This window comes from Gordonia amicalis, assembly GCF_022059885.1.
Lineage (GTDB): Bacteria > Actinomycetota > Actinomycetes > Mycobacteriales > Mycobacteriaceae > Gordonia > Gordonia amicalis.
Window position 1 is genome coordinate 2,997,869 of record NZ_CP091855.1, and the last position, 24,472, is coordinate 3,022,340.

At 68.7% G+C, this 24,472-nt stretch carries 19 protein-coding genes; 12 read left to right on the forward strand and 7 right to left on the reverse strand.

What is annotated here, in order from left to right:
* The 4 genes from IHQ52_RS13720 to IHQ52_RS13735 are packed head-to-tail and all read left to right on the forward strand — an operon-like array spanning position 1 to position 3,879.
* The gene (locus IHQ52_RS13720) at positions 1-1,719 is read left to right on the forward strand and encodes an urease subunit alpha (protein ID WP_024497488.1); all 1,719 of its coding nucleotides are present in this window, start codon (positions 1-3) and stop codon (positions 1,717-1,719) included.
* Positions 1,719-2,393: an urease accessory protein UreF gene (locus IHQ52_RS13725; RefSeq protein ID WP_024497489.1), complete on the forward strand. Its 675-nt coding sequence runs from the start codon at positions 1,719-1,721 to the stop codon at positions 2,391-2,393. Before IHQ52_RS13720 ends, IHQ52_RS13725 begins: the two co-directional genes overlap by 1 nt.
* A 53-nt stretch (positions 2,394-2,446) precedes the next feature.
* Positions 2,447-3,133, forward strand: coding sequence for an urease accessory protein UreG (ureG, locus tag IHQ52_RS13730; RefSeq protein WP_006435513.1), 687 nt, complete (start codon positions 2,447-2,449; stop codon positions 3,131-3,133).
* Between the two features lie 2 nt (positions 3,134-3,135).
* Positions 3,136-3,879, forward strand: a complete 744-nt coding sequence (locus IHQ52_RS13735; RefSeq protein ID WP_024497490.1) for an urease accessory protein UreD — start codon at positions 3,136-3,138, stop codon at positions 3,877-3,879.
* A 36-nt stretch (positions 3,880-3,915) separates the two neighbouring features.
* Here IHQ52_RS13735 and IHQ52_RS13740 read toward each other — a convergent pair whose 3' ends face one another.
* Together IHQ52_RS13740 and IHQ52_RS13745 are read right to left on the reverse strand one after the other, a co-directional pair.
* Positions 3,916-5,457, reverse strand: a complete 1,542-nt coding sequence (locus IHQ52_RS13740; RefSeq protein WP_024497491.1) for an NAD(P)/FAD-dependent oxidoreductase — start codon at positions 5,455-5,457, stop codon at positions 3,916-3,918.
* 216 nt (positions 5,458-5,673) lie between these two features.
* Complete coding sequence (locus IHQ52_RS13745; protein ID WP_024497492.1) at positions 5,674-6,282, reverse strand: GNAT family N-acetyltransferase; 609 nt, start codon at positions 6,280-6,282, stop codon at positions 5,674-5,676.
* A gap of 90 nt (positions 6,283-6,372) precedes the next feature.
* Between IHQ52_RS13745 and IHQ52_RS13750 the strand changes: the two genes are divergently transcribed.
* The 4 genes from IHQ52_RS13750 to recD are packed head-to-tail and all read left to right on the forward strand — an operon-like array spanning position 6,373 to position 15,664.
* A complete protein-coding gene (locus tag IHQ52_RS13750) occupies positions 6,373-6,849 on the forward strand; it encodes an acyl-CoA thioesterase (RefSeq protein WP_096274060.1) in 477 nt (158 codons plus the stop codon).
* A gap of 24 nt (positions 6,850-6,873) precedes the next feature.
* Positions 6,874-10,320 carry an exodeoxyribonuclease V subunit gamma gene (gene recC, locus IHQ52_RS13755; protein WP_024497494.1) on the forward strand — a complete coding sequence of 1,149 codons (3,447 nt, stop codon included), beginning with the start codon at positions 6,874-6,876 and terminating at the stop codon, positions 10,318-10,320.
* Positions 10,317-13,769: a UvrD-helicase domain-containing protein gene (locus IHQ52_RS13760; RefSeq protein WP_024497495.1), complete on the forward strand. Its 3,453-nt coding sequence runs from the start codon at positions 10,317-10,319 to the stop codon at positions 13,767-13,769. Before recC ends, IHQ52_RS13760 begins: the two co-directional genes overlap by 4 nt.
* Positions 13,766-15,664 (forward strand): exodeoxyribonuclease V subunit alpha, encoded by a 1,899-nt coding sequence (recD, locus tag IHQ52_RS13765; RefSeq protein ID WP_238063594.1) that lies wholly within the window; start codon positions 13,766-13,768, stop codon positions 15,662-15,664. Before IHQ52_RS13760 ends, recD begins: the two co-directional genes overlap by 4 nt.
* A gap of 95 nt (positions 15,665-15,759) precedes the next feature.
* On the opposite strand, the gene IHQ52_RS13770 is transcribed toward recD, so the two are convergent.
* Positions 15,760-16,515, reverse strand: a complete 756-nt coding sequence (locus IHQ52_RS13770) for a PIG-L family deacetylase (RefSeq protein ID WP_024497497.1) — start codon at positions 16,513-16,515, stop codon at positions 15,760-15,762.
* Between the two features lie 211 nt (positions 16,516-16,726).
* On the opposite strand from IHQ52_RS13770, the gene htpG reads away from it, so the two are divergent.
* Together htpG and IHQ52_RS13780 are read left to right on the forward strand one after the other, a co-directional pair.
* Positions 16,727-18,712 (forward strand): molecular chaperone HtpG, encoded by a 1,986-nt coding sequence (gene htpG / locus IHQ52_RS13775; protein ID WP_024497498.1) that lies wholly within the window; start codon positions 16,727-16,729, stop codon positions 18,710-18,712.
* Between the two features lie 34 nt (positions 18,713-18,746).
* Positions 18,747-19,730, forward strand: coding sequence for a hypothetical protein (locus IHQ52_RS13780; RefSeq protein ID WP_024497499.1), 984 nt, complete (start codon positions 18,747-18,749; stop codon positions 19,728-19,730).
* Between the two features lie 14 nt (positions 19,731-19,744).
* Here the strand turns inward: IHQ52_RS13780 and IHQ52_RS13785 are convergent, their stop codons facing one another.
* On the reverse strand, positions 19,745-20,221 hold the full coding sequence (locus IHQ52_RS13785; protein WP_024497500.1) for a nitroreductase family deazaflavin-dependent oxidoreductase: 477 nt from the start codon (positions 20,219-20,221) through the stop codon (positions 19,745-19,747).
* A gap of 99 nt (positions 20,222-20,320) precedes the next feature.
* Between IHQ52_RS13785 and IHQ52_RS13790 the strand changes: the two genes are divergently transcribed.
* On the forward strand, positions 20,321-21,250 hold the full coding sequence (locus IHQ52_RS13790; RefSeq protein WP_024497501.1) for an N-acetylglucosamine kinase: 930 nt from the start codon (positions 20,321-20,323) through the stop codon (positions 21,248-21,250).
* Positions 21,251-21,281: 31 nt separating this feature from the next.
* Here the strand turns inward: IHQ52_RS13790 and IHQ52_RS13795 are convergent, their stop codons facing one another.
* On the reverse strand, positions 21,282-22,124 hold the full coding sequence (locus tag IHQ52_RS13795) for a crotonase/enoyl-CoA hydratase family protein (protein WP_024497502.1): 843 nt from the start codon (positions 22,122-22,124) through the stop codon (positions 21,282-21,284).
* 71 nt (positions 22,125-22,195) lie between these two features.
* Here IHQ52_RS13795 and IHQ52_RS13800 point away from each other — a divergent pair, with 71 nt between their 5' ends.
* Positions 22,196-22,855, forward strand: a complete 660-nt coding sequence (locus tag IHQ52_RS13800) for a PaaI family thioesterase (RefSeq protein ID WP_024497503.1) — start codon at positions 22,196-22,198, stop codon at positions 22,853-22,855.
* A 23-nt stretch (positions 22,856-22,878) separates the two neighbouring features.
* Here the strand turns inward: IHQ52_RS13800 and IHQ52_RS13805 are convergent, their stop codons facing one another.
* Positions 22,879-23,433 carry a dihydrofolate reductase family protein gene (locus IHQ52_RS13805; protein WP_024497504.1) on the reverse strand — a complete coding sequence of 185 codons (555 nt, stop codon included), beginning with the start codon at positions 23,431-23,433 and terminating at the stop codon, positions 22,879-22,881.
* A complete protein-coding gene (locus IHQ52_RS13810; RefSeq protein WP_024497505.1) occupies positions 23,433-24,431 on the reverse strand; it encodes a helix-turn-helix domain-containing protein in 999 nt (332 codons plus the stop codon). The genes IHQ52_RS13805 and IHQ52_RS13810 overlap by 1 nt, the downstream gene beginning before the upstream one ends.
* Positions 24,432-24,472: the final 41 nt, after the last annotated feature.

The following is a 24,472-nucleotide window of genomic DNA, read 5'->3' on the forward strand; positions in this document are numbered from 1 at the left end:
ATGGCAACACTCGGCCGCGATCGCTACGCGCAGCTCTTCGGTCCGACGACCGGCGACCTGATCCGCCTCGCCGACACCGATCTGCTCATCGAGGTCACTGATGACCTCTCGGGCGGCCCCGGGCGCGCCGGTGAGGAAGCAGTCTTCGGTGGTGGCAAGGTGATTCGCGAATCGATGGGTCAGAGCCGTGCGACCCGCGCCGACGGTTCACCCGACACGATCATCACCGGCGTCGTGGTCCTCGACCACTGGGGAATCATCAAGGCGGACCTGGGAATTCGCGACGGACGCATCGTCGCGCTGGGTAAGGCGGGAAACCCCGACACGATGGACGGCGTCCACCCCGACCTCGTCATCGGACCCTCGACGGAGATCATCGCCGGCAACGGCAAGATCATCACCGCAGGTGCCATCGACTGCCACGTGCACTTCATCTGCCCGCAGATCATGGACGAAGCACTCGGCAACGGCATCACGACGCTGATCGGCGGGGGGACGGGCCCGGCCGAGGGGAGCAAGGCCACCACCGTCACCCCGGGTGCCTGGCATCTCGCGTCGATCCTCGCCGCGACCGACAACTGGCCGATGAACATCGCGCTGCTCGGCAAGGGCAACACGGTCAGCGCGGCCGCGATGCACGAACAGATCCGGGCGGGCGCTTCGGGTTTCAAACTGCACGAGGACTGGGGGAGCACACCGGCCGCGATCGACGCGTGTCTGCGGGTGGCCGAGGAGACCGGGGTGCAGGTCGCCCTGCACTCCGACACGCTCAACGAAGCGGGCTTCGTGGAGAGCACGCTCGGCGCGATCGCCGGCCGCAGCATCCACGCGTATCACACCGAGGGCGCCGGCGGTGGCCACGCGCCGGACATCATCACGGTCGCGGCATATGCGAATGTGCTTCCGTCGTCGACCAATCCGACGCGGCCGCACACCGTGAACACCCTCGACGAGCACCTCGACATGCTGATGGTGTGTCATCACCTCAACCCCACGGTGCCGGAGGATCTGGCGTTCGCGGAGAGCCGGATCCGGCCGTCCACCATCGCCGCCGAGGATCTGCTGCACGACCTGGGTGCGATCTCGATGATCGGTTCGGATTCGCAGGCGATGGGCCGTGTCGGCGAGGTGGTCTTGCGCACCTGGCAGACCGCCCACGTCATGAAACGCAAGCGCGGTGCGCTGCTCGGAGACGGTCGCGCCGACAACAACCGGGCCCGGCGGTACATCGCCAAGTACACGATCTGCCCGGCCGTCGCGCACGGCTTCGACGACGAGATCGGGTCGGTGGAGGTCGGCAAGCTCGCCGACCTCGTGCTCTGGGACCCCGCGTTTTTCGGCGTCCGGCCCGATCTGGTGATCAAGGGCGGTGCGATCGCGTGGGCGGCGATGGGTGACGCGAACGCGTCGATTCCCACGCCGCAACCGGTCCTGCCGCGTCCGATGTTCGGTGCCGCACCGAAATTGGCGGCCGCCACGTCGGTGAGTTTCGTCGCCCCCGGCGCGGACCCCGACCTCGCCGAGCGGATCGGTGTCGATCGCCGACTGGTCCCGGTCAAGAACACCCGCGGGGTCGGCAAGGCCGACATGGTCAACAACGACGCGTGCCCGACGATCGAGGTCGATCCCGACACGTTCACGGTGAAGGTCGACGGCGAGGTGTGGGATGCCGAGCCGGTGTCCGAACTGCCGATGGCACAGCGGTACTTCCTGTTCTGATGACCGACCGTTCGGAATCGTCCCCGTCCTCGCCCGCACACGCGCCGCTGGCGATGATGCTGGCGCTTGCCGACTCCCGGCTTCCCGTCGGCGGGCACGTGCACTCCGGCGGCGTCGAACAGGCGATCGCCGACGGATTCATCCGCACGGCAACGGATCTGGCGGACTTTCTGTATCGCAGGGTCACCACGAGCGGTCTCGTGGCGGCGTCGGTCGCCGCTGCGGTCGCCGATGGGGCACTGGAAGTCGGTGCGGCGCAACGTGAGGTGAATGCACGCACCCCGTCGGCCGCAGCCCGCAAGGCGTCGCTCGCGCAGGGCCGGGGAATGGTCCGGCTTGCGCGCCGCATGTTTCCCGACCACGACTGGACGGTGCACCGGCCGGCCACACATCTGCCGGTCATCAGTGGATCGATCGGCGCCGCGTCGTCCCTGTCCGGATTCCACACCGCACTGATTCTCGTCTACACGACGATGAGCGGCTCGGCGACCGCCGGCCAGCGCCTGCTCGCCCTCGATCCGGCGGATGTCTCGATCATGATCGCCGACCTCGGTGCCGAATGCGAACGAGTCGCGGCCGAGGCCGCCGTGGGGCTTGCGGACCTGTCCGACCCGGTCCTCGACATCTTCGCCGAACGCCATGAGCGACAATCGATGCCGCTCTTCATGTCCTGACAATCCGGGTCTACCGGAAATCGTCCTGAAGCCCCGACCGAGAGGAGTCGACGATGCCCCCGCATCTCATCGACGGGCAGCCCCACAGCCACGACCACGACCGTCCCCGCCGGAAGCGTGAACCCGGTGAGGCGCTGCGCATCGGCGTCGGCGGCCCCGTCGGATCCGGGAAGACCGCCCTGGTTGCCGCGCTCTGCCGCCAGCTGCGCGACGAGCTGTCGGTCGCGGTGCTGACCAACGACATCTACACGACCGAGGACGCGGACTTTCTGCGGCGCAACGCGGTCCTGCCCGACGAGCGGATCACCGCGGTCCAGACGGGGGGGTGCCCGCACACCGCGATCCGCGACGACATCACCGCCAATCTCGACGCCATCGACGACCTCGTCGAGGCGAATCCGCCGCTCGATCTGATCCTGGTCGAGTCCGGTGGCGACAATCTCACGGCGACGTTCTCGACGGGCCTCATCGACGTCCAGATCTTCGTGATCGACGTGGCCGGTGGCGACAAGGTGCCCCGCAAGGGCGGTCCGGGCGTCACGTTCTCGGATCTGCTGGTGATCAACAAAACCGATCTGGCCGAGCGCGTGAACGCCGACCTCGACGTCATGCGGCGCGATGCGGACAAGGTACGCGAGGGACGTCCGACGGCGATGATCTCACTGACCGACGATCCGGCGGCCACCGACGTGCTGGCCTGGGTCCGCGAGCAGCTCGCGGCACCCGTGACGACCGGCTAGCGATGCGTACCGACGTCGAGATCACCGCGACCGCCGACCGCGGTGTGCGGCACCGCGCGACCGGTGGTCTCGCCGTCCGGGTGACCGCACCCGGCCACGTCCAGCTGATCGGTACCGCGGCGACGCCGCTGGGTGGCGACGAGATCGCGGTCCGCATCCGGGTGGAGCCCGGCGCACATCTGAGCGTGGGCACCGTCGCCGCCACGATCGCGCTGCCTGCGCGGCACCGCGCCGATTCCCGGGCCCGGTGGGAGATCGAGGTGGGTGCGGGCGGTCGTCTGCGTCTCGATCCGCAGCCGACTGTGGTGGCCGGCGGCGCGGTCCACACTTCCGACGTCGTCGTCGAGATCGACCCGACCGGGATTCTCGATCTGTACGAGCACGTGCAGATCGGCCGGGCTGTCCAGATCGACCGGGCGACGACCACGGATCTCGACCGGATCGACCGCGACCGAACCGGCTCCTGGACCGGTGGCCTACGGGTGACGGTCGGCGGTGAGGTCTGGCTGGCACATCGGGTCATGCTGGGCGCGTCGACACCCGCCGCCGCGATCGGTCATCGTGCGATGAGCAACGTCTTCCGTTTCCCGGATGACCGCCCGGAAGCCGTGCATCCGAGCGAGTTCGCGGCTCGGCTGCGCCTGGCCGGGGAAGCCACACTCACCAGCGCACTCGGCACGTCGGTGACGGCCACGCGCCGCCTGACCGACGCTCTCGACACCGCAGCGCTGGTCCCCAACGGTTAGGGGACCAGCGCTGCGGTAGGTCTGTCTGCCCGGGCCTCAGCTGGCCTCGGCTTCGGACTCCTTGCCTGCAGCATCCTTGCCGGCGGCGTCCTTGCCCTCGGTGGGCACCGAGCCGGATGCGTCGGTGGCCTTCGAGTCCACGGTCCCCGTGTCGGTCTTCGCGGCCTCGGCGTCGGGTCCGGCTCCGTTGCTCTCCGCGGCCTGCTTCTCCAATGCCGACAACTGTCCGATCGCGGTGCGAGCGTAGACCTGCTGTTCGGTGACGGCGAGCTGCGAGCGGCCGCGGGTGGTGAACGCGAAGAACCAGTTGATCAGTGTGTTCAGCCGGTTGCGGAAGCCCACCAGGTAAACGAGGTGCAGCGCGAGCCAGCCCAGCCATGCGAAGTAGCCCTCGGTCTCGAAGGGCTTCTTGAAGCCCGGGATCGGGACCTGCATCACCGCGGAGTACCGCGAGATGGTCGCCATCGAACCCTTGTCCCAGTAGCTGAACGGCTTGCGCTGGTCCGGCGTCTGGCCCTTGAGCTCGGCCTTGATCGCATCGGCGGCGTAGCGACCACCCTGGATCGCACCCTGTGCGACACCGGGCACGCCGTCGACGGCCATCATGTCGCCGACCACGAAGACCTCCGGGTGACCCGGGATCGTCAGGTCCGGTCCGACCTTCACCCGGCCCGCGCGGTCGAGTTCGACACCGGACTGTTCGGCGAGTTGCTGGCCGAGCGGGCTGGCCTGGACACCGGCCGACCACACCTTGCACTGCGACTCGATGCGACGGGTGGTGCCGTCCTTCTCCTTGACGACCAGACCGTCGTAGTCGACGTCCACGACCATCGCGTTGAGCTGGATCTCCACGCCCATCTTCTCGAGACGGGCCGCGGCCTTCCCGCCGAGCTTGGGGCCGAACGGCGGCAGCACGGCGGGAGCCGCGTCGAGGAGGATGACGCGGGCCTCGGTGGGGTCGATGTTGCGGAAGGCGCCCTTAAGGGTCTTGTCGCTCATCTCCGCGATCTGCCCGGCGAGTTCGACACCGGTCGGACCGGCACCGACGACCACGAAGGTCAGCAGCTTGGCGCGTTCGGCGGGGTCATGGGACAGCTCGGCCTGCTCGAACGCGCCGAGGATTCGTCCGCGGAGCTCGAGCGCGTGGTCGATGGTCTTCATGCCCGGTGCGTACTCGGCGAAATGGTCGTTGCCGAAGTACGACTGATCGGCGCCGGCCGCGACGATCAGGTCGTCGTAAGGGGTGACCGTGATGCGCTCGAGCAGTCGCGAGGTGACCGTCTTGGCCTCGAGGTCGATGTCGAACACGTCGCCCATCAGCACGGAGGTGTTCTTCTGTTTGCGCAGCACGACGCGGGTCGCTGGGGCGATCTCACCTTCGGCGACGATGCCCGTGGCGACCTGGTAGAGCATCGGCTGGAAGAGATGGTGGGTGGTCTTGGCGATCAGCGTCACGTCGACGTCGGCCTTCGCCAGACGCTGGGCGGCGAACAATCCGCCGAAGCCGGAGCCGATGATGACCACTTTCCTGCGGTCGGTGGCCGCTACAGCGGGGGCCTGGACGGCGGGGCTGCTCATCTCCAGACATCTCCTTCTCGCTCGTTGGGGGACGATTGTGCTTCGGCGCCGTGCAGGGTCCGTGTCGTCACGTGGCCGAACCGCGTCGGGCGACGGTCGAGGCAAAACCGTACTTGCCCACAACGGTAGTCAATGATGCGCGACCCGGCGCGACCAGGACGGTGCAGCCGGGCCGGTAGCCGAGGTCACGTTCGGTCGGCCGAGCCCGCCTCACCGTCATGCGGTGAGGTCACCCGCCGATGACCAGCGCAGAGATCGTCGCTGCCACTCGGCCAGGAGGATCTGATACTCCACCTCGTACCGGTCGGGACCGAGGTGCAGCGGATGCGGGGTCATGCCGGAATCGTCGGTTTCGTCGCCCACATGTATTCCCGACAGTGTCATGCCGAGCTTCTCCATGACCCGCCGTGAGGGGGTGTTGCCCGCGACCGTGCTCGCGAAGACACGTTCGGTCGCGAGGTGGTCGAAGGCGAACGCCATGAGGGCGAACGCGGCCTCGGTGGCCAGACCGCGTCCCCAGACCGTCCGGCGGATGCGGTAGCTCAACTCGAGTTCGGGGCGACGACTGTGTCGCGGGGTGCGCAACGACGCCCAGCCGAGGAACGCACCGGTCGCCGGGTCGCACAGCACCCACGTGCCGGTTCCGTACCGACGCCGCTCCGACTCGGCCCGCGGCAGGACCCAGTCCTCGATGACCGTCCGCGGGGTCGGTGTGCCGCCGCTCACGAAGCGCATGACCTCGGGGTCGCTGTCGAGATGGACGAGGTCGTCGATGTCCATCGCGGACACCGGGCGCAGACGTGCCCGTGCCGTGTCGATGTTCACCCGAGGCCCCTCACTTTCGGCGATCCGGGCGCGATTCTACGGTCTCGACACGGTCGGCACCGCAGTTCACGGTGCGCGTGTCCCGCCGTTATGGTTGCTGCCGTGGCTTCTGAATCCCCGGCACCGGACTATGTTCTCGAGATCCCCGTCCATCTGCGGTGGGGTGACATGGACATCAACAACCACATCAACAACGTGCAGATCTCGCGCCTGTTCGAGGAGGCGCGTGTCCGGTCGTTCCATGAGTGGATACCGGACCGTCCGCGGGACTTCTCCTTCCTCGTCGCACGCCAGGACGTCGAGTTCTCGGCGCCCGTGCACTACTCGACGCACCCCGTCCTGGTGCGTTCCTGCGTCGGCCGGATCGGCCGTTTGTCGTTCGTGATGGCACTCCGCCTGTACGACAAGGAAGGGGTCCTGTGCGCCACGGCCGAGACGACGATGGTCGTCGTGGATCCGGCGGCGGGTCGGCCGGCGCCGATACCCGACGACCTACGGGACGTCCTGACCGCGGCCCTCGGCGAGCCGGCGCGGTTCCATGCGCCACGCACCGCCACCGCGAACTGACCCCGGACCCCCGGGCCTGACCGGATGCTGATCCTTCACCGCGCCGAGCGCACCGATACGTTGGCCGAGGCGTTGGCCGACGTCCTCTCGACACCGCTCGACGATCCGATGCGTACCGAGATCGTGTCGGTCCCGGCGGCCGGTGTCGAACGCTGGCTCGCACAGCACCTCGCCCGCCGGCTCGGTTCTGGTGCGGGACTGTCGGACGGCATCGCCGCCAACATCGACTTCACCGGTCCCGGACGGCTGGCCGACGCCATCTCGGCCGCGGTGCTCGCCGGTGACCGGTTCACGGCCGACACCCCGTTGTCGACGGTGAACCCCTGGCGCGCAACGGAATTGACCTGGCCGGTGCTCCGAGTCCTCGACGAACGGATCGACGACCCCGATCTGACGGTGATCGCCCGTCACATCGGTGCGGGTGACGCCGAGTCGCCCCGGGTCGGACGCCGCTATGCGACGGCACGCCACCTGGCCGAATTGTTCGAGCGGTACGGACGTTCCCGACCGTCGATGATCGCCGGCTGGGCCGACGGGGACGACCTCGACGGCGCGGGTGCTCCGTTGCGCGACGACCTCGCCTGGCAGGCGGGGTTTTGGCGCGCGGTGCGTGCCGAGATCGGGCAGCCGCATCCGGCGGAGGTCCTCGGCGAGGTGTGTGAGCGCCTGCGCTCCGATCCCGGCGTCGCCGACCTTCCCGGCCGGTTGTCCGTGTTCGGCCCCACGCGGATCACCGAGTCGTTCCGGAACATCATCTCCGCGGTGAGCGCGCACCACGATGTCCACCTGTTCGTCCCGCACGCGAGTCCCCGTCTGTGGGAGGAACTCCGAGCCGTCGGCGGAGGAGTGTCCGCGGCGACCTCGACGGTGGGTGTCCCGCCCCGGCGGCGTGGGCGCCCGGTACCCGAACTCCGGAATCCGTTGCTGGCCGGGCTGTCCCGCGATCTCCAGGAACTGCAATTGCGTCTGGGGGATGTCGTCGACCGGGACGTCCACCATCCGCCGGCCACCCCGCTGCCCGACACGCTGCTCGGCGCCCTGCAGGCGGGTATCCGCGACGACGCAGGGGCCCGCGACGACACCGGAGTGTCCCCGCCTGCCGAATGCGCCGACGACGGGTCGGTCGAGGTCCACGCGTGCCACGGTCCGGAACGGCAGATCGAGGTGCTCCGGGACCGACTGCTGCACCTCTTCGCCGACGACCCGACCCTCGAACCGCGTGACGTCCTGATCATGTGCCCCGACGTGGAGACCTTCGCGCCCCTCATCCGAGGTGCCTTCGGGCAGGCCGGATTGCCGCATCCCGCTTTCGATCTGCGCGTGCGCCTCGCCGACCGCGGCGTGCGTCAGGTGAACCCGGTCATCGACACCGTCGTCGGCGTCGTCGAACTCGCGGCCGGTCGGGTGACCGCGGGCGACGTCCTCGATCTGCTCGGGGCCGAACCCGTCCGGACGCGTTTCGCGATGACCGACGACGACCTGGCCCTGGTCCGGGAATGGCTGGGCCACAGCAATGTCCGCTGGGGGCTCGGAACCGCGGAACGTGCGCGGTTCGGTCTCGAACGTTTCCGGCAGGGCACCTTCGACGCGGGTCTCGACCGCATCGCCCTCGGTGTGGTCGCCGAGGAGACCGACGACGAATGGCTCGGCACCGCCCTGCCACTCGCCGGTGTGGAGAGTACCGGTATCGACCTCGTCGGCCGGCTCGACGAATTCCTCGACCGGCTCGGCCGAGTCCTCGCGGACCTGACCACGACCGCGCCCGCCCACCGTTGGGCCGAGACCCTCGTCGAGGCCGTCGGATCGCTCACCGCGACCGCTCCCGCCGACGATTGGCAACGAGCACAGGCCATCCGGATGCTCGAGGACGCCTTCGGCACCACCGAGGAGGTCCTGCGTCTCGCCGACGTGCGTGACCTGTTGTCGGCCCTGATCGCCGGGCGACCCACGCGATCCAATTTCCGGACCGGTGAGCTCACCGTATGCACCATGGTGCCGATGCGTTCGGTGCCCCACCGGGTCATCGTGCTGCTCGGCATCGACGCCGAGGTCTTCCCGCGCGTGCAGCGTATCGACGGGGACGACGTGCTCGGTGTCGATCCGCTGGTGGGCGAACGCAATCCGCGCGACGAGGACCGCCAGTGCTTCCTCGACGCGATCGGTGCGGCGCAGGACAACCTGCTCGTCTTCTACAGCGGAGCCGACCCGGTGTCGGGCCGGCACATCCCGCCCGCCGTGGTGGTCAGCGAACTGATCGACACCGTCGACGGTCTCACCGGTTCGGACCGGCCGACGATCGTCCGGCGGCACTCACTGCACGGCTTCGACGCCCGCAACTTCGTGGACGGGGGTGTTCGCGGTATCGCCGGACCGTTCAGCCACGACGCCTCGCTTCTGGCCGGGGCGACGGCCCTGCGCGGACCGGCCGATCCGGTCGTCCCGTCCGCCCGGGAGATCCTCCCCGCACCCGAGCCGACCCTTGAACTCGCCGACATCGACCTCGCGTCGCTCATCGACTTCCACGTCGATCCGATCACCGCCTTCGTCCGGCAACGCCTGGGCGCCCGGATACCCGACGACGAGACACCTCACGACGACCAGCTCGACGTCGAACTCGACCCGCTCGACAAGTGGGGGATCGGCGACCGTTTCCTCACCCGGATGCTGGCCGGGGTTTCCATCGTGGACTGTGAAGCTGCTGAACTGCGCCGTGGGACGCTGCCGCCCTTCGCCTTCGGTACCCGGGAGCTGGCGGCCATCTCGCGAGCGGTCACGCGGCTGCACGGCGTCGTGGCGCCACTGCGTCCGGGATCGCCGGAAACCCTCGACATCCTCGTGACACTGCCCGACGGACGGCGCGTGCACGGCACCGTCGGCGAGGTGTTCACCGCCGACGACGGACAGGCCCGGCTGGTCCGCGCGACGTACTCGCGCCTCAAGGCGAAACAGCAACTGAGCGCCTGGATCACGCTGCTCGCGGTCGCGGCGGCCGCGACCCAGGGCAACGCCGGCGCGGGGAAGGTCGGGTCCGCGGTGTCCGTCGGTCGCGCCGCCCGTGGGGGTGGAACCACCACGCTCACCCTTCGACGCCCGGAGGATCCGGTGCCGCTCCTCGACCAGCTCGTCCGCTTACGGGACGAAGGTCTGCGCCGTCCGCTGCCGTTGCCGCTGGAACCCGCGTTCACGTTCGTCGACAACGACGGTCCCGGTCGCCGGAGCCACTGGGCCCTCAACAGCGCGCGCAAGGTGTTCGACGACACCTTCGGTCCCCGCCACGATCGCTACCTCAAACTGGCCTTCGGCGGCGACGTCCTGACCGACGTCGAGTTCGACGCCCTGCTCGAGGAGCGGGCACCGGGCGACCGCGCCCTCGGCGGGGTGGAATTGGCCGTGGCAGAGGACGAGCCGCTGTTCAGCGGACTCGCCCGGGCGGTGTGGGTCCCCGTCGGACAGCACCGGGAGGGCTCATGAGACGTCCGGAGACCTTCGACATCACCGCCGAACTCCCGGAACACACCACGGTGCTCGAGGCGAGCGCCGGGACGGGCAAGACGTACGCGATCGTGGGACTCGCGGCACGGTATCTCGCCGACGGTGTGCCGATCGCGGAGATGCTGCTCGTCACGTTCAGCCGGGCGGCGACAGCCGAACTGCGCGAACGGATGCGGGCGCGTGTGCGGGAACTGCTCGACGCCCTGGCCGATCCCGCGGAGGTCCTGTCCGGGTCCGCTCATGCAGCCGACGCGTTGTTGCGGCAGTTGGCGAGCGGCACACCCGGGGAGGTCCTCGCGCGCCGACGGAATCTCGCCCGCGCACTGAGTGACTTCGATGCGTCCACGATCGCCACCACCCACACGTTCTGCAACCGGATGCTGGAGGCGCTGGGATTCCTCGGCGAACGGGAACTCGTCTACTCCATCGTCGAAGAAGTCGACGAACTCACCGAGGAGGTCGCGCTCGATCTCTACCTGCGCGGTTTCTGGGCCAGTGACGCACCGGAATTCAGCTTCGCCGACGCACGGGAGATCGCGCGCGACGCGGTGCGTCAGGCGACGGTCGAACTCGCACCGGACACGAGCGAGCCGTCCGGGGGGTCGGCCGCCGACGACGTCGCGGCACGCCGGGTCAGCTTCGCCAAGGCGGTCCGGCAACACGTCGAGACCCGCAAACGGGACGCCCGCGTCCGTACCTACGACGACCTCCAGGCGATCCTGCACCGCATCGTCAACGATCCGGTGGTGGGCGACCGTGCCTGCCAACGGATCCGCGACACGTTCACCGTGGTGCTGGTCGACGAGTTCCAGGACACCGATCCGTTGCAGTGGGACATCCTGCGCCGCTGCTTCCACGGCCACCGCCGGATGATCCTCGTCGGCGATCCGAAGCAGTCCATCTACGGTTTCCGCGGTGCCGAGGTGCTGAGCTATCTCGCGGCGGTGTCGTCGGCCGACACACTCCGGGCGCTCGACGTGAACCGCCGGTCGGACGGCGCACTCGTCGAAGCACTGCAGCACCTTTACGGCGGAGCGACCCTGGGGCATCCGGACATCGTTGCGCGTCCCGTCCGGGCCGCATTCGCCGGCAGTCGGCTCGAGGGCCGCCCGCCGCTGCGGCTCCGAGCGTTTCTCCGCGGCGACTTCGCGTCTCTCAACTCGTTCAACCTCCCGGGTGTCAAGGAGGTGCGATCGCGCATCGCCGCCGATGTCGCCGACGACATCGCGACCGTGTTGGCACGGGGAGACCGGATCGACATCGACGGGGTGTCCCGGCCGGTCGATCCCGGGGACATCGCGATCCTCGTCCGGCTCAACAGCACGATCGAACCGCTGCAGGCCGAACTCGCCGAACGAGGCATCAACTCGGTGATCGGGTCGGGCATCAACGTCTTCTCGACCTCGGCCGCCCAGCACTGGCTGTGGGTTCTGCGCGCCGTCGAACAGCCGTCACGCCCCGACCGGGTGCGGATGGCCGCACTGACCACGCTCTTCGGTTGGTCCACCGAACGGGTCGCGACCGCCACCGAGCCGGAGGTCGCCGAACTCGGCGCCGAACTGTCCATGCTCGCCAGGGTTTTCGCACAGGGCGGATTCGCCGCGATGGCCCAACGACTGTTCGACGCGCATGAGGTGGCCGCCCGGGTTCTCACCGTCGAGAACGGGGAACGAACCCTTACCGACCTCATCCAGGTGTCGGCGTTGTGCAACAAACATGTGGTCGAGACCGGCGAGGGGCTCAGCGCGCTCGTCGAGTGGCTGACCGAGCGGATCGCCGACACCTCGTCACGCCGGCGCTACGAGGACCAGAGTCGTCGCCTCGACCGCGACACCCAGGCCGTCCAGATCATGACCGTGCACGCGAGCAAGGGACTGCAGTTCCCGATCGTGTACGTGCCCTACGGGTGGGACGGCACGTGGGTCAACGATCGCGGGAACATCACCTACCACGACGAATCGGGGACCCGCCGGCTCGATGTGGGAGGACAGCAGGCACCGGATCGTGCCGCCCGACGCCGACGTTATGCCGACGAGGTCGCGGGGGAGGACCTGCGGCTGCTCTACGTCGCGCTCACCCGCGCCCAGTCACAGGTCGTCGCCTGGTGGGCGCCGTCGCGGAACACCACGACCGGACCACTGCACCGGTTGATCTTCGGACGCGAGAACGCGGTGCGGTCGTCGACCGGAGAACCGGAATGGACAGTTGCCGGGGAGGTGCCCATTCCGGAGGCCGACGTCGACTGTGTGGGTGTTCTGCGCACCCTCACCGAACGTGATCCCGCGATCTCTGTCGAACCGGCCGGTCGGCTCGATGCGGATGTCGTGGCGCCACCCGCCGGCGACGGGGAGGGTGCTGATGCTCTGGGCATCGCGCACTTCGATCGCCGGATAGACCAGGACTGGCGTCGAACCTCGTATTCGGCACTCACCGCCGACGTCGCGCATGGCGCGCACGGTGCACCCGGAGGGCCGCCGACCTCCGTCGTGGAGACCGGCAGCGAACCCGACGACGAGGTGACCGACATCCTCGACGACGAGCCGATCGCCCGGCCGGACGACGTGGTCGACGACGCCCGAACCGATTCGGACGCACGTCGTCCGGGGATGGCATCGCTGATGAACGGGCTACCGTTCGGCGCGGCCTTCGGCACCCTGGTCCACGAGGTTCTCGAGTACGTCGACACCTCTGCGCCCGACATCGAAGCGCACGTCCGGGAACTGTGTTCTCGGGTGCTCGGCGCGCTGGCCGGTGACATCGACCCCGACCGGCTCGTCGCCGCGCTGGTCGGCGTGCTCACCACACCTCTCGGTTTCGGGGATCTGTGGAGCATCGATCCGCGTGATCGCCTCGCCGAACTCGATTTCGAACTGCCGCTCGGCCCCGCGGACGAGCGGACATCCGGCGGGGGCACGACGCTCGGGCGCCTCGCCGATCTGATGGAATTGCATCTGCCGGAATCGGATCCGCTGCGAGCGTACGCCACGCACCTGCGCGCGGTGCCCGGTCGGCGTCTTCGTGGTTTCCTCACCGGCAGTATCGACTCGGTGCTGCGGATCCCCGACGGCCGTTACGTGATCGTCGACTACAAGACCAACCGCATCCGCCCGGGCGACCTCGTGGTCGAGGACTTCGACGCCGAGGCGATGGCCGGTGAGATGATCGCCGCCCACTATCCGTTGCAGGCGATGTTGTACTCGGTTGCGCTGCACCGGTATCTGAGGTGGCGGTTGCCCGGTTACGACCCGGATCGTCACCTCGGTCCGGTGCAGTACCACTTCGTGCGCGGCATGGCCGGACCGGACACTCCGCCCGGATGCGGTGTCTTCGAATGGGTGCTGCCCAGCGGTCTCGTCGCCGGTCTGTCCGACGCACTGGCCGGGGTGGAGCCGAACGCGTCCGCCGGGACCGGGGGGAGAGGTCGATGAGCACACCCGATGTCCAGCACGTCGATTCGGCGACCGGCACCCTGGCCGACTGGAACGCCGCGGGCCTCCTTGCCGCCGCGGATCTGCACATCACCGACCGGTTGATCCGGATGTGCGCTGAACCGGTGTCCGTGGAGGCCCGGCTCGGCGCCGCCCTCGCCGTTCGGGCCGTGCGCCTGGGCTCCACCTGCCTAGCCCTGGACCGCATCGGCGAACTGACGACGGGGGACACCGCCGAGGTCGAGATGCCCTCGCCCCGTGATGTTCTGGACGCGCTGGTCGCAAGCCCACTCGTCACCGGCAGCGCGGCCGGACCGTTGCGCCCGCTGGTGGTCCGGGATTCCGTCGACGGACCACTCGTCTACTTGCAGAAGTACTTCCGGCAGGAACAGACGATCCGGGAGATCCTCGACCGGCGGGCCCGGACATCACCCGCCGTTGATACGGAGGCGCTCGGCGAGGCCATCGCGACGGTCTACTCCTCGCCCGACGACGGCGCCCTGCAGAAGCTGGCCGCTGCGGTGGCGGCGACGCGCTGGACGACGGTCCTCGCCGGCGGTCCGGGAACGGGCAAGACGTACACCGTCGCCCGCATCCTCGCCGTCCTCGACCGTCTCCAAGGACCGGGTCTGCGCATCGGTCTGTGCGCACCCACCGGACGCGCGGCGGCGCAGCTGCAGGCCTCGGTCGAGTCCGAGTCCACCCTGCCGGTCACGGCCCATGCGGTCACCCTGCATTCGCTGCTCGGCTGGCGCCCCGGCTCGAACCCCCGGTACGGGCGCGGGCGCACGCTGCCCCACGACGTCATCGTCGTCGACGAGACGTCGATGCTGTCGATGACCGCGATGAGCCGGCTGCTCGACGCCGTGCGACCCGATGCCCGCGTCGTGTTCGTCGGCGATCCCCACCAGCTGGCCTCGGTGGAGGCGGGTGCGGTGCTCGCCGACCTCGTCGAACGGACCGACCTGCCGGACACCGGGGCCGAGGATGTGCCGCTGACGACACCGACGCAGGCGTTCGATGCGGTGGGCCTCGATCCCGCCGCCGAGGACCTCGATCCCGACGACGTGGCGCGGCTGGCCGACGGCGTCATCACCTTGCGCACGCAGTTCCGGTTCGGCGGCGGCATCTCGCAGGTCGCGGCCGCCGTCAACGCCGGCGATCCCGACGCGGTCCTCGAGCTCGTCACCTCGCCGGACATCGACGATGTCGAACTGGTGGCGCCCGACGAACTCGACGACGTGGCCGGCGACATCCTGGCCTGGGGTCGGGATCTGCGCGCGGCCGCCCGGAAGGGTGATGCGACCGGTGCCCTGGACGAGCTCGACAGTCATCGGGTCCTGTGCGCGCACCGCGAGGGTTCGTGGGGTGTGCGCGGATGGACCACGCGCATCACCGACTGGCTGGGGACCACCGAGGCCGAGCACATGGGTTGGTATGTGGGACAACCCATCCTGGTGACGGCGAACGATCGCCAGGCCGCCACCTTCAACGGCGACACAGGTGTGGTGATCGTCGATCCGGACTCGGATGCGCAGACGTCGAATCGATCCGGTTCGCCGGAAGCGATCCGGGTGGCGTTCCGCCGGGGCGGCGAAATCCGGCTGCTCCACCCGACCCAACTCGCCGACGTCGTTTCGGTCCATGCGATGACCATCCACCGCAGCCAGGGCAGCCAGTTCGATCGAGTGACCGTCGTGCTCCCGCCGGCCGGCTCGGAGCTCCTGACCCGCGAGCTCCTGTACACCGCCATCACCCGCGCCCGAAGTCGCGTGCGCATCGTCGGAACCGCCGAGGTCCTCGCGGCGGCCGTCAACCGACGCGTGCAACGCGCCAGCGGGTTGCGCTCCGCGGTCACCGCGATCTCGCCGCGAAACCCTCGGATTGATCCCTGAGGTGCGAGCGAAGCGACATCGAACTGCTCCCCGAGGTGCGAGCGAAGCGACATCGAACTGCTCCCTGAGGTGCGAGCGAAGCGAGCCTCGAAGGGTCAGAACAGGTCACATCCACCCGGGACGAGATCGCGGCGCTGATAGCACTCGACGCCGAGCAACCTGTCCTGAAGCTCCTCGGGGAGCGACATGAATCCCGCGATCGCGCGACTGCGGGCGATCTCCGACCGGTGTGCGACGACACCCGCCTTCTTGCGTGCCGCCAGGTCGGACACGTCGACGACCACGTCGATCTCGGAATCGGGTGTACCGGGTAGTTGTTCGCGAGGGATCTCGGGGAACAGGCTCGGTGCGAGCAGGTCCATCATCCATTCGGGGATCGTGGCGAAGTACAGGGACCGGACCCGCCAGGCCGGCCCGGCCCGGTGATAGAGCTTCGTCGAGGCGGCGGCGTCCGCGGCGGCACAGGCCAGACGGTGGGCGTGGACGTGGTCGGGGTGTCCGTAGATGCCGAGAGCGTCGTAGGTGACGACGATGTCCGGCTGGAGTTCACGGATGTGCTTGGTGAGTGCCCGGACCTGGTCGTCGAACGACGCGGCACACAGCCGTGGGGCGTCGGGAGCCGACTCGGGCCGGCGGTCGTCGGCGTAGCCGAGCATGATCGGCGGGCGCGGCATGCCGAGGATGTCGACGGCGTCGGTCAGCTCCCGGTGCCGGATCGTGCCCTCCGCCCACGTGCACATCACGAGGTCCGCCTCGCCGCCGGAGTCGACGTGACGGGCGGTGAGTCCGCCGGTCCACAGTGACTCGTCGTCGGGGTGTGCGTGCACCAGCAGCAGTCGAGGCGTACCCATCCACCTGGCTTCCTGATCGTTCCCCGCGTGTGATGCCTCTCGGGCACCATCCGCAACGGGGGTAGTCGGTCCCCGACCCAGGGTAGCCACACCGGCGCTCGGTAAAGTCGGTGTCCGTCACGACGTGTCGTCGCGTCGGGCCTGTGCCCGGCGCCGGACGCGTGCCACCGAAACCACACGAACACGCGAGAACAGAACATGGAGGTCTGCGATGAGCGCTGCGCCCGAAGTTCACGAGTTCCAGGCGGAGACCCGGCAGCTGCTGGATCTCATGGTCCACTCGATCTACTCCAACAAGGACAGCTTCCTGCGTGAGCTGATCTCGAACGCATCCGATGCGCTCGACAAGCTGCGCCTGGAGTCGTTGCTGGACAAGGACCTCGACGTCGACACGTCCGACCTGCACATCACGCTCACCCCGGACTCGGACGCGCGCACCCTCGTGGTCGCCGACAACGGCATCGGCATGACGCGCGACGAGGTCGTCGGACTCATCGGCACCCTGGCCCGATCGGGCACCGCCGAACTACGCCGATCGCTCGCCGAGGCCCGCGAGAAGGGCGTCTCCGACGCCGCCGCCGAGGAACTCATCGGACAGTTCGGCATCGGCTTCTACTCGACGTTCATGGTCGCCGACAAGGTCAGCCTGGTGACGCGCAAGGCCGGCGAGACCACCGGTACCCGCTGGGAGTCGACCGGTGACGGCACCTACACGATCGACGACGTGCCGGACGCGCCGCAGGGCACCTCGGTCACGCTGGCACTGAAGCCCGTCGACACCGAGGACCACCTGTACGACTACGCCGACAAGTCCAAGCTGCGTCAGCTGGTCAAGCGCTACTCCGACTTCATCGCGTGGCCGATCCGCATGGACGTCGAGAAGACGGTCCCGGTCGAGACGCCCGACTCCGACACCGAGTCCGACGAGGACAAGACTCCCGAGACCAAGACGGTCGTCGAGACGGAGACCATCAACTCGATGAAGGCCCTGTGGGCCAAGTCGCGTTCGGAGGTGTCTGACGAGGAGTACCAGGAGTTCTACCGGCACGTGTCCCACGCCTGGGATGCGCCGCTGGAGACCATCACCCTGCAGGCCGAGGGCACCTTCGAGTACCAGGCGCTGCTGTTCATCCCGACGCAGCCGCCGTTCGACCTGTTCATGCGCGACAGCAAGGTCGGCATCCACCTGTACGTCAAGCGCGTGTTCATCATGGACGACTGCGCCGAGCTGATGCCGGAGTACCTGCGCTTCGTCAAGGGCGTCGTCGACGCCGCGGACCTCTCGCTCAACGTGTCGCGCGAGATCCTGCAGCAGGACCGGCAGATCCGCGCGATCCGTCGTCGCCTCACCAAGAAGGTGATCTCGACGGTCACCGAGATGCGCGACAGTCGGCCCGACGACTACCGCACCTTCTGGGACGGCTTCGGCCGCGTGTTCAAGGAAGGCCTCGTCAACGATCCGGACAACCGCGACGCACTGCTCAAGGCGTCGTCGTTCGCGAGCACCCACTCGGAGGAGGAACTGACGACGCTGGCCGACTACATCGGCCGGATGAAGAGCGGCCAGGACACGATCTACTACATGACCGGCGAGTCCCGGCAGCAGATCGTCAACTCCCCACACATGGAGGCGTTCCGCGCCAAGGGGATCGAGGTGCTCGTCCTCTCCGATCCGGTCGACGAGATGTGGGTGTCGGTCGGTGCCGAGTTCGACGGCAAGCCGTTCCAGTCGATCGCCAAGGGCGCGGTCGATCTCGGCGCCGACGACGAGGAGTCCGACGACACGTCGAAGGAGGAGCAGAACAAGGCCTACGCCGACCTGCTGTCGTGGCTGACCACCACTCTGTCCGACGACGTCAGCGAGACCCGGTTGTCGTCGCGGCTGACCGAATCGCCGGCCTGCCTGGTGGGGGACACGTTCTCGATGTCGCCGCAGCTGGAGAAGCTGTACCGGGCATCGGGACAGCAGTTCCCGAAGTCCAAGCGTGCGCTCGAGCTCAACCCCGATCATCCGCTGGTGGAAGCGCTCAACAAGGCCTACGCCGCCGGGGACCACGACAAGCTGGTCCCGACCGCGAAGCTCGTCTACGGCATGGCCGTGATCGCCGAGGGCGGCGAACTCGAGGATCCGGCGGAGTTCGCGAAGCTGCTCGCGGGCAGCCTGACCGAGTCGTTCGGGGCCGGATCGGATTCCTGATCGGGTTCCCGACGCACCGGGCCGGTCGCCCGGAATGAATCGCCGAAGGTGGACGATCACCGTCGGCGTCGGGGCGCTGATCCTCGCCGTGGTGCTGGTGTCCGCTCTCCTCGTGGGGCTTTCCCGCGAGGACGAGCGGGCCCGCACCCCGGAGGACGCCGTCCGCACCTATCTGACTGCGCTCGCCGACGCCGACGCGTCGGCGGCCCTCGCCGTCATCGACCCACGCCCGGACACCCGGTTCCTCACCGACGGGGTCCTGCGGCAGCAGCGAACCGAAGCGCCGATCACCGACATCGAGGTCGACGATCCGGGGGAGTCCGGACAGAGTGTCCAGGCGCGGTATCGCCTCGGGTCCCGTGACGTCGACATCCCGGTGAAGGTGAGGCGGGCCGGGGACGGCTGGGCGGTCGTCGACGGTGCGGTGGAGGTGCGCATCGAGTCGCTGTTCATGCCGAGCCCGAGGCTGTTCGGGGCTCAGGTCAAGGCCGGCGACACCGTCTTCCTCTTCCCCGGGCCCCAGCGTTGGGGTTCGCGCGACGTCGACTTCATCGGACACACCGTCGAGGCCGCGCCGTTCGGTCCGCATGAACCGATGTCGGTCCGGGTGGTGGCCGAGCTCAGTCCCACCGGCGTCTCGGCGGTGAGCGATGCGGTCTCGGCACAGCTCAGCCGGTGCGCCGCGTCGACCCGGTCCGATGCCGGTGCCGACGTGCCCGGATGCACGCAGCGACTCTTCCGGTCTGCGGTGGACGGCAGCGTGCGGTGGACCGCTCCGCGCGACCTGTCGGGCCTGCGGTATCTGCTCCGGCGGCCGGCTCCGGGGGCCGACTCGGCACCGGATGAGAAAGATCTGGGCACGGTCGACGTCCCCGGTGCCGTCGAGTGGCGGGTGGCCTACACCCCGGCTTTCGACCGGACCGGACCCCGCGTCGAGACGACCGACACCCAATATCTGGTGGGGAGCGTCGACCTCACCGCCGGCACACCGACGTTCACCGCCGAACCGGCCACCTGACCTCGCCGGCTTGCCTATCCGGCCGGCGCCGGCCGCAACCGGAAGACCGGGATCCGACGTTCGGTGCGCTTCTCGTAGAGGTCGAAGTTCGGCCACACCGTACGCAGCTTCTGCCACGCCGCGTCGCGGTCGGCCCCGTCCAGTTCGGTCGGAACGGCGACGGAAACCTTTCCGCCGACGACGATCTCGATCGTGTCGGCGGCGCGGAGGTTGTACACCCATGCGGGCATCTTCGGCCCACCGAAGTATGAGCCGGCGATCAGCCAGTCCTCGCCGTCGGGCACGGCGAGAAGTTGTGTGGTCCGCAGCTCGCCGGTCTTGCGACCAGCCACGCGGATGGTGATGTTCGGGAGATCGGCGATGTCGAGCAGGGTCATCCGATTGCCGGTGACGGTCTGAATGGCGTTGTCGCCCACCACGATCTGCGGGAGAAAACGAGGCATCCAGGGGATCGATCCGATCTTGATCGCAAGCCTGCGCCGCACCTTCATCCGCCTAGTGTGACATGACACCGTCCCCGGGTCGGCACGTTGCCCGGGGCACCGTGGTGAACCGACACGTCCGTGTCGTCCTCCGATAGCGTGCACATCATGGGCGGTCACACGGCGGGACGCATTCTGGTCGACGGCGGACAGACGGGAATGCGTCTGCGGATCGAGACGCCCAGCGGAAGCGACGACCGCGAACTCGGGCCGATTCGTACGGACCGGCCGGTCGTCGAACAGGTCGGAGAGGCCGTCGGCGACGCCGGCATACCGCAGGGCACCTGGTCGCTGGCCGCAGGGGTCTCCGGACTCACACCGCAAGCGGCGAGGCCGTCGGCATTGCTCGCCGCGGTCGCCGATCTCGGGGTAACGGCGGTTGCGCTGGCACACGATTCGGTGACCGCTTACCTGGCCGCGAATCGGGACGAGTTCGGTGTGGTCACCGCGGTCGGTACCGGTGTCGTGACGCTCGGCGTCGGACCCGCCGGAGTGCACCGTGTGGACGGTTGGGGGTATCTGTTCGGCGACGCCGGCAGCGCTTATTGGATCGGCCGCGCCGGGATCAGTGCTGCGTTGCGTGCCTTCGACGGTCGGGGGAGCGAGACGCTACTGCAACAGCGTGCCGCAGAGGTCTTCGGGCCGCTCGACGAGCTGTACATGGTGATCCAAGGAGATCCGGGCCGCGTGGCGCGGGTGGCCGGATTCGCCCGGGTCGTCGACGCGGCGGCACAGGCCGGCGACGATGTCGCGCAGCGGGTCATCGACGGCGCCGCGGACGAACTCGCCGAGTCGGCGGTCGCCGCGCTGGAACGCAGTGGCCACCGACCCGGCGACGACGCTCGGATCAGCTGGATGGGAACGGTGATGACGTCCAACGACCGCCTGAGACGACGGTTCGTCGACGTCGTGGGCGAACGCGCGCCCGGCGTCGACATCGGGGCGCCGTACGGGCAACCGCTCGACGGAGTGCGGTTGCTCACGGATCTCGGCGACGCGCACCCATTGGCCGCCGAGGTTCACCGCAGCAACCTGTGAACACCCCCGCGAGCGTCAGGCGCCCGTGGGCTCAGCGACCCTTGAACTCCGGCTTGCGCTTCTCGAAGACGGCGGTGATGGCCTCGGACAGGTCCTCGCTGGGTAGGAATGCCGAGTTCCAGGCCGCGACGTAGCGCAGGCTGTCGTGGACGGCGGCGCTTCGCGAGTGGTCGAGGACATCCTTGATGCCGTGGACCACGAGAGGCGGGTTGTCGGCGATCTCCCGGGCGGTCTCGCGGGCGAGCGTGAGAGCGGCTTCCTGGTCGTCGGCGACGTCGTTGACCAGGCCGATCTTCTCGGCGCGGGCGGCGTCGAAGTCCTTGCCGGTCAGCGCCAGTTCACGCATGTGCCCGTCGCCGATGATGAACGGCAGGCGCGCGAGCGTGCCGACGTCGGCGACCATGCCGACCTTCACCTCACGAATGCTGAACGTGGCGTCGGCGCTCGCGTAGCGGATGTCGGCCGCACAGATCAGGTCGACGCCGCCGCCGATGCACCAGCCCGAGATCGCGGCGACGACCGGCTTGCGGCAGTCCGCGACGGCGGTGATGCCGGCCTGCAGCTTGCGCAGCGCCTCCAGGAACTCGGTGCGGGCCGCCGCCTTGGCGTTGTCGGCCAGGACGTTGGCCAGGGTGCCGCCCATCGCGACGAGGTCGAGTCCGTAGGAGAAGTGCTTGCCGGCGCCGGTCAGCACCACCGCACGCACGGCGGGATCGGCGTCGATGTAGCCGAACAGCTCCGGGAGCTCGCGCCAGAAGTCGGGGCCCATCGCATTGCCCTTGCCGGGGCCGGTGAGCGCGACCTCGGCGATGTGGTCGGCGACGGTGACGTCGAACGCGGTCCAGTCGCGGTCATTCCAGGCTTGGTCTGTCATGCGACGGAGCTTACTCGGCAGTCAGGACGTCCGGCGGGCGGACCGCCGGTGGCGCCCTGTTAGATGAACCCATGAGCGGATACATCCAGGAGGACATCGACCCCGAGGAGCTCGCACATCGTTCGGAGCTCGCGTCGTCGATCGCCGGGAGCGTGCGCGAACTGATCGACGCGACGGTGCGCACCGAGGTCGGCGAGGCCGACATCGCCGAGGCGCGGCGCCTCATCGAGGCCGCGACCGAGATCCTGCGCAAGGACCAGTTGCCCGGTGCCTACGGCATCCGGTTCAACACCGACGGCACCAAGCGGTCCTGGGGCAATGCCGTTCTGGGGCGGCGCAATCCGATCGCACCGCCCGTCGAGCTGCATCACGAAGCCGAATTCAGTTGGACCGAAGTCGATCTCGGAGCGGCCTACGAAGGACCGGCCGGACTCGTCCACGGTGGTGTCCTCGCACTCATCCTCGACCAGCTCCTCGGCTCGACCGCGGAGTTCCAGGGCGTTCCCGGCATGACCGGCACGCTCAACGTCCGATATCGCAGTGCGACGCCACTCGGCCGGATCCGCGGCGAGGCGTGGGTCGACCGTGTCGAGGGTGTGAAAACCTTTGTCACCGGCACGATCACGCGTGACGGCAAGGTCACCGCCGAGGCCGAGGGGATCTTCATCCTGCCCAAGTGGGCTCGCGGCGAGGTGTCCGACGTGCTGCGCAAATCGGTCGGCGAGGGCTGAGCGCTCGCGCCGGTCGTGCGGCGTCAGACCTCGGCGAGCGGCTTGCGTGCTCCGACGAGTGAGTAACGCGCGCAGAGGAAGGCGCCGTTGCGGCCGAACTCCTGTAGTGCGAGGTCGTAGCGGCGGGGGAAGAGCGGCCGTCCGGACCCGAGGGTGACCGGCGCGATCGAGACGATCATGTCGTCGAGCATCCCGGCCTCGGCGAACTGAGCGGCGAGATCGCCTCCACCCACCACCCAGACGTCCTTACCCGCAGCTGCTTCGGTCAGCAGGTCGCGATGGGCGGTGGGGTCGCCGTCCAGGACGGTGATCGAGTCGGCGACCGGAGTGATCGTCCGGTGGGTGAACACGAAGGACGGGATCTCATAGGGCCACGGCTTGCCGTCGGCCATCTCGTTGTCGAGAAGCCACTGGTAGGTGGTGTATCCCATCACGGCGGTGCCGATCCCGGCGAAGAAGTCGTCGTAGTTCATCGCGCCGCCGTCTTCGAGCGGTTGGGTCAGCAGCCAGTCGAGGCTGTCGTGATCGTCGGCGAGGTAGCCGTCGAGAGTGGTCGCGGTGTAGTAGCGGAATGCCATCAGAAACCTCCGGAGTGCTTGCGGTGCCACATGATCGGGTCTGGGTCGAGCGTCGTGACGTCGACGTCTGCGTCGCGCAGCATCCACCGCGCGAGTTGACGACGATGTGCGGAGAAGGTCAGGACGTGCGCGACGATCTGCGAGAGCAGGAACGATTCGGGTGGATCGCACAGTGCGTCGATGACGCGGTCCTGCCAGGCGTTACGGCGGTCGATGTCGCGGACCAGCGCGAGCCACCTCGGTGTCAGTTCGCGCTGGAGTTCGACGAGGGCGGACAGGTCCGACGGCGGACCGGGCGGCATGTCGGCACCCTCTATGGTCGCCAGCCAGGGTTGCTTGTCCGCGACGAGATGTGACATCACCTGTGCGAGTGACTCTTCCGGGCCGTTCCAGTGCAGCGGTTCATGGCCGGGAAGTCGTCGCCGCGTCCATTGCCGTTCGTCGACCCCCTTGGCGGCGTCCAGCAGGGTCTCGATGTCGTCGAGATCGTGCCTGACCATGATCATCAGGACATCGCCGGCGCTCTCGGTGGTGGGTGTACCGCTGTCGACGTAGAGCACTGTAGGCGAATGGAAGTGGATGCCGTTGGGTGCGGGCAGCCAGTGGCTGTGCTCGGTCGGTGCGGTACGCCCGGTCGAGGCCGCGCGACCCGGGCTGCGGCCGAAGGCCCGCGTGAATGCTCGTGCGAAACCGTCGACGGACTCATACCCGGAGTCGAAGGCCACCTCGGTGACGGTCTTGCCGTGTTGCAGCAGCCAGGCCGCGCGCTCGAGGAGTACTCGCCGACGGAGCGCGACCGGTGACTCGCCCGCACCCCGGCTCACCTGGCGGGAGAAGTGGAACGGTGACGAGAACGCGCCGGTGGCCATCTCGTCCAGAGTCGAATGCTCGTCGGCCAGCACGGCGTCGAGCAGTTCGCGCAACCGGTCACGATCGCCGCCGGTACGGTCGTCGGCTGTCGGGTCGTCGGCTGTCGGGTCAGTGGGGCACGGGGTCACCCTACGAGTATGGGATGCCGGCGCCTGTTTCGACCCGACCG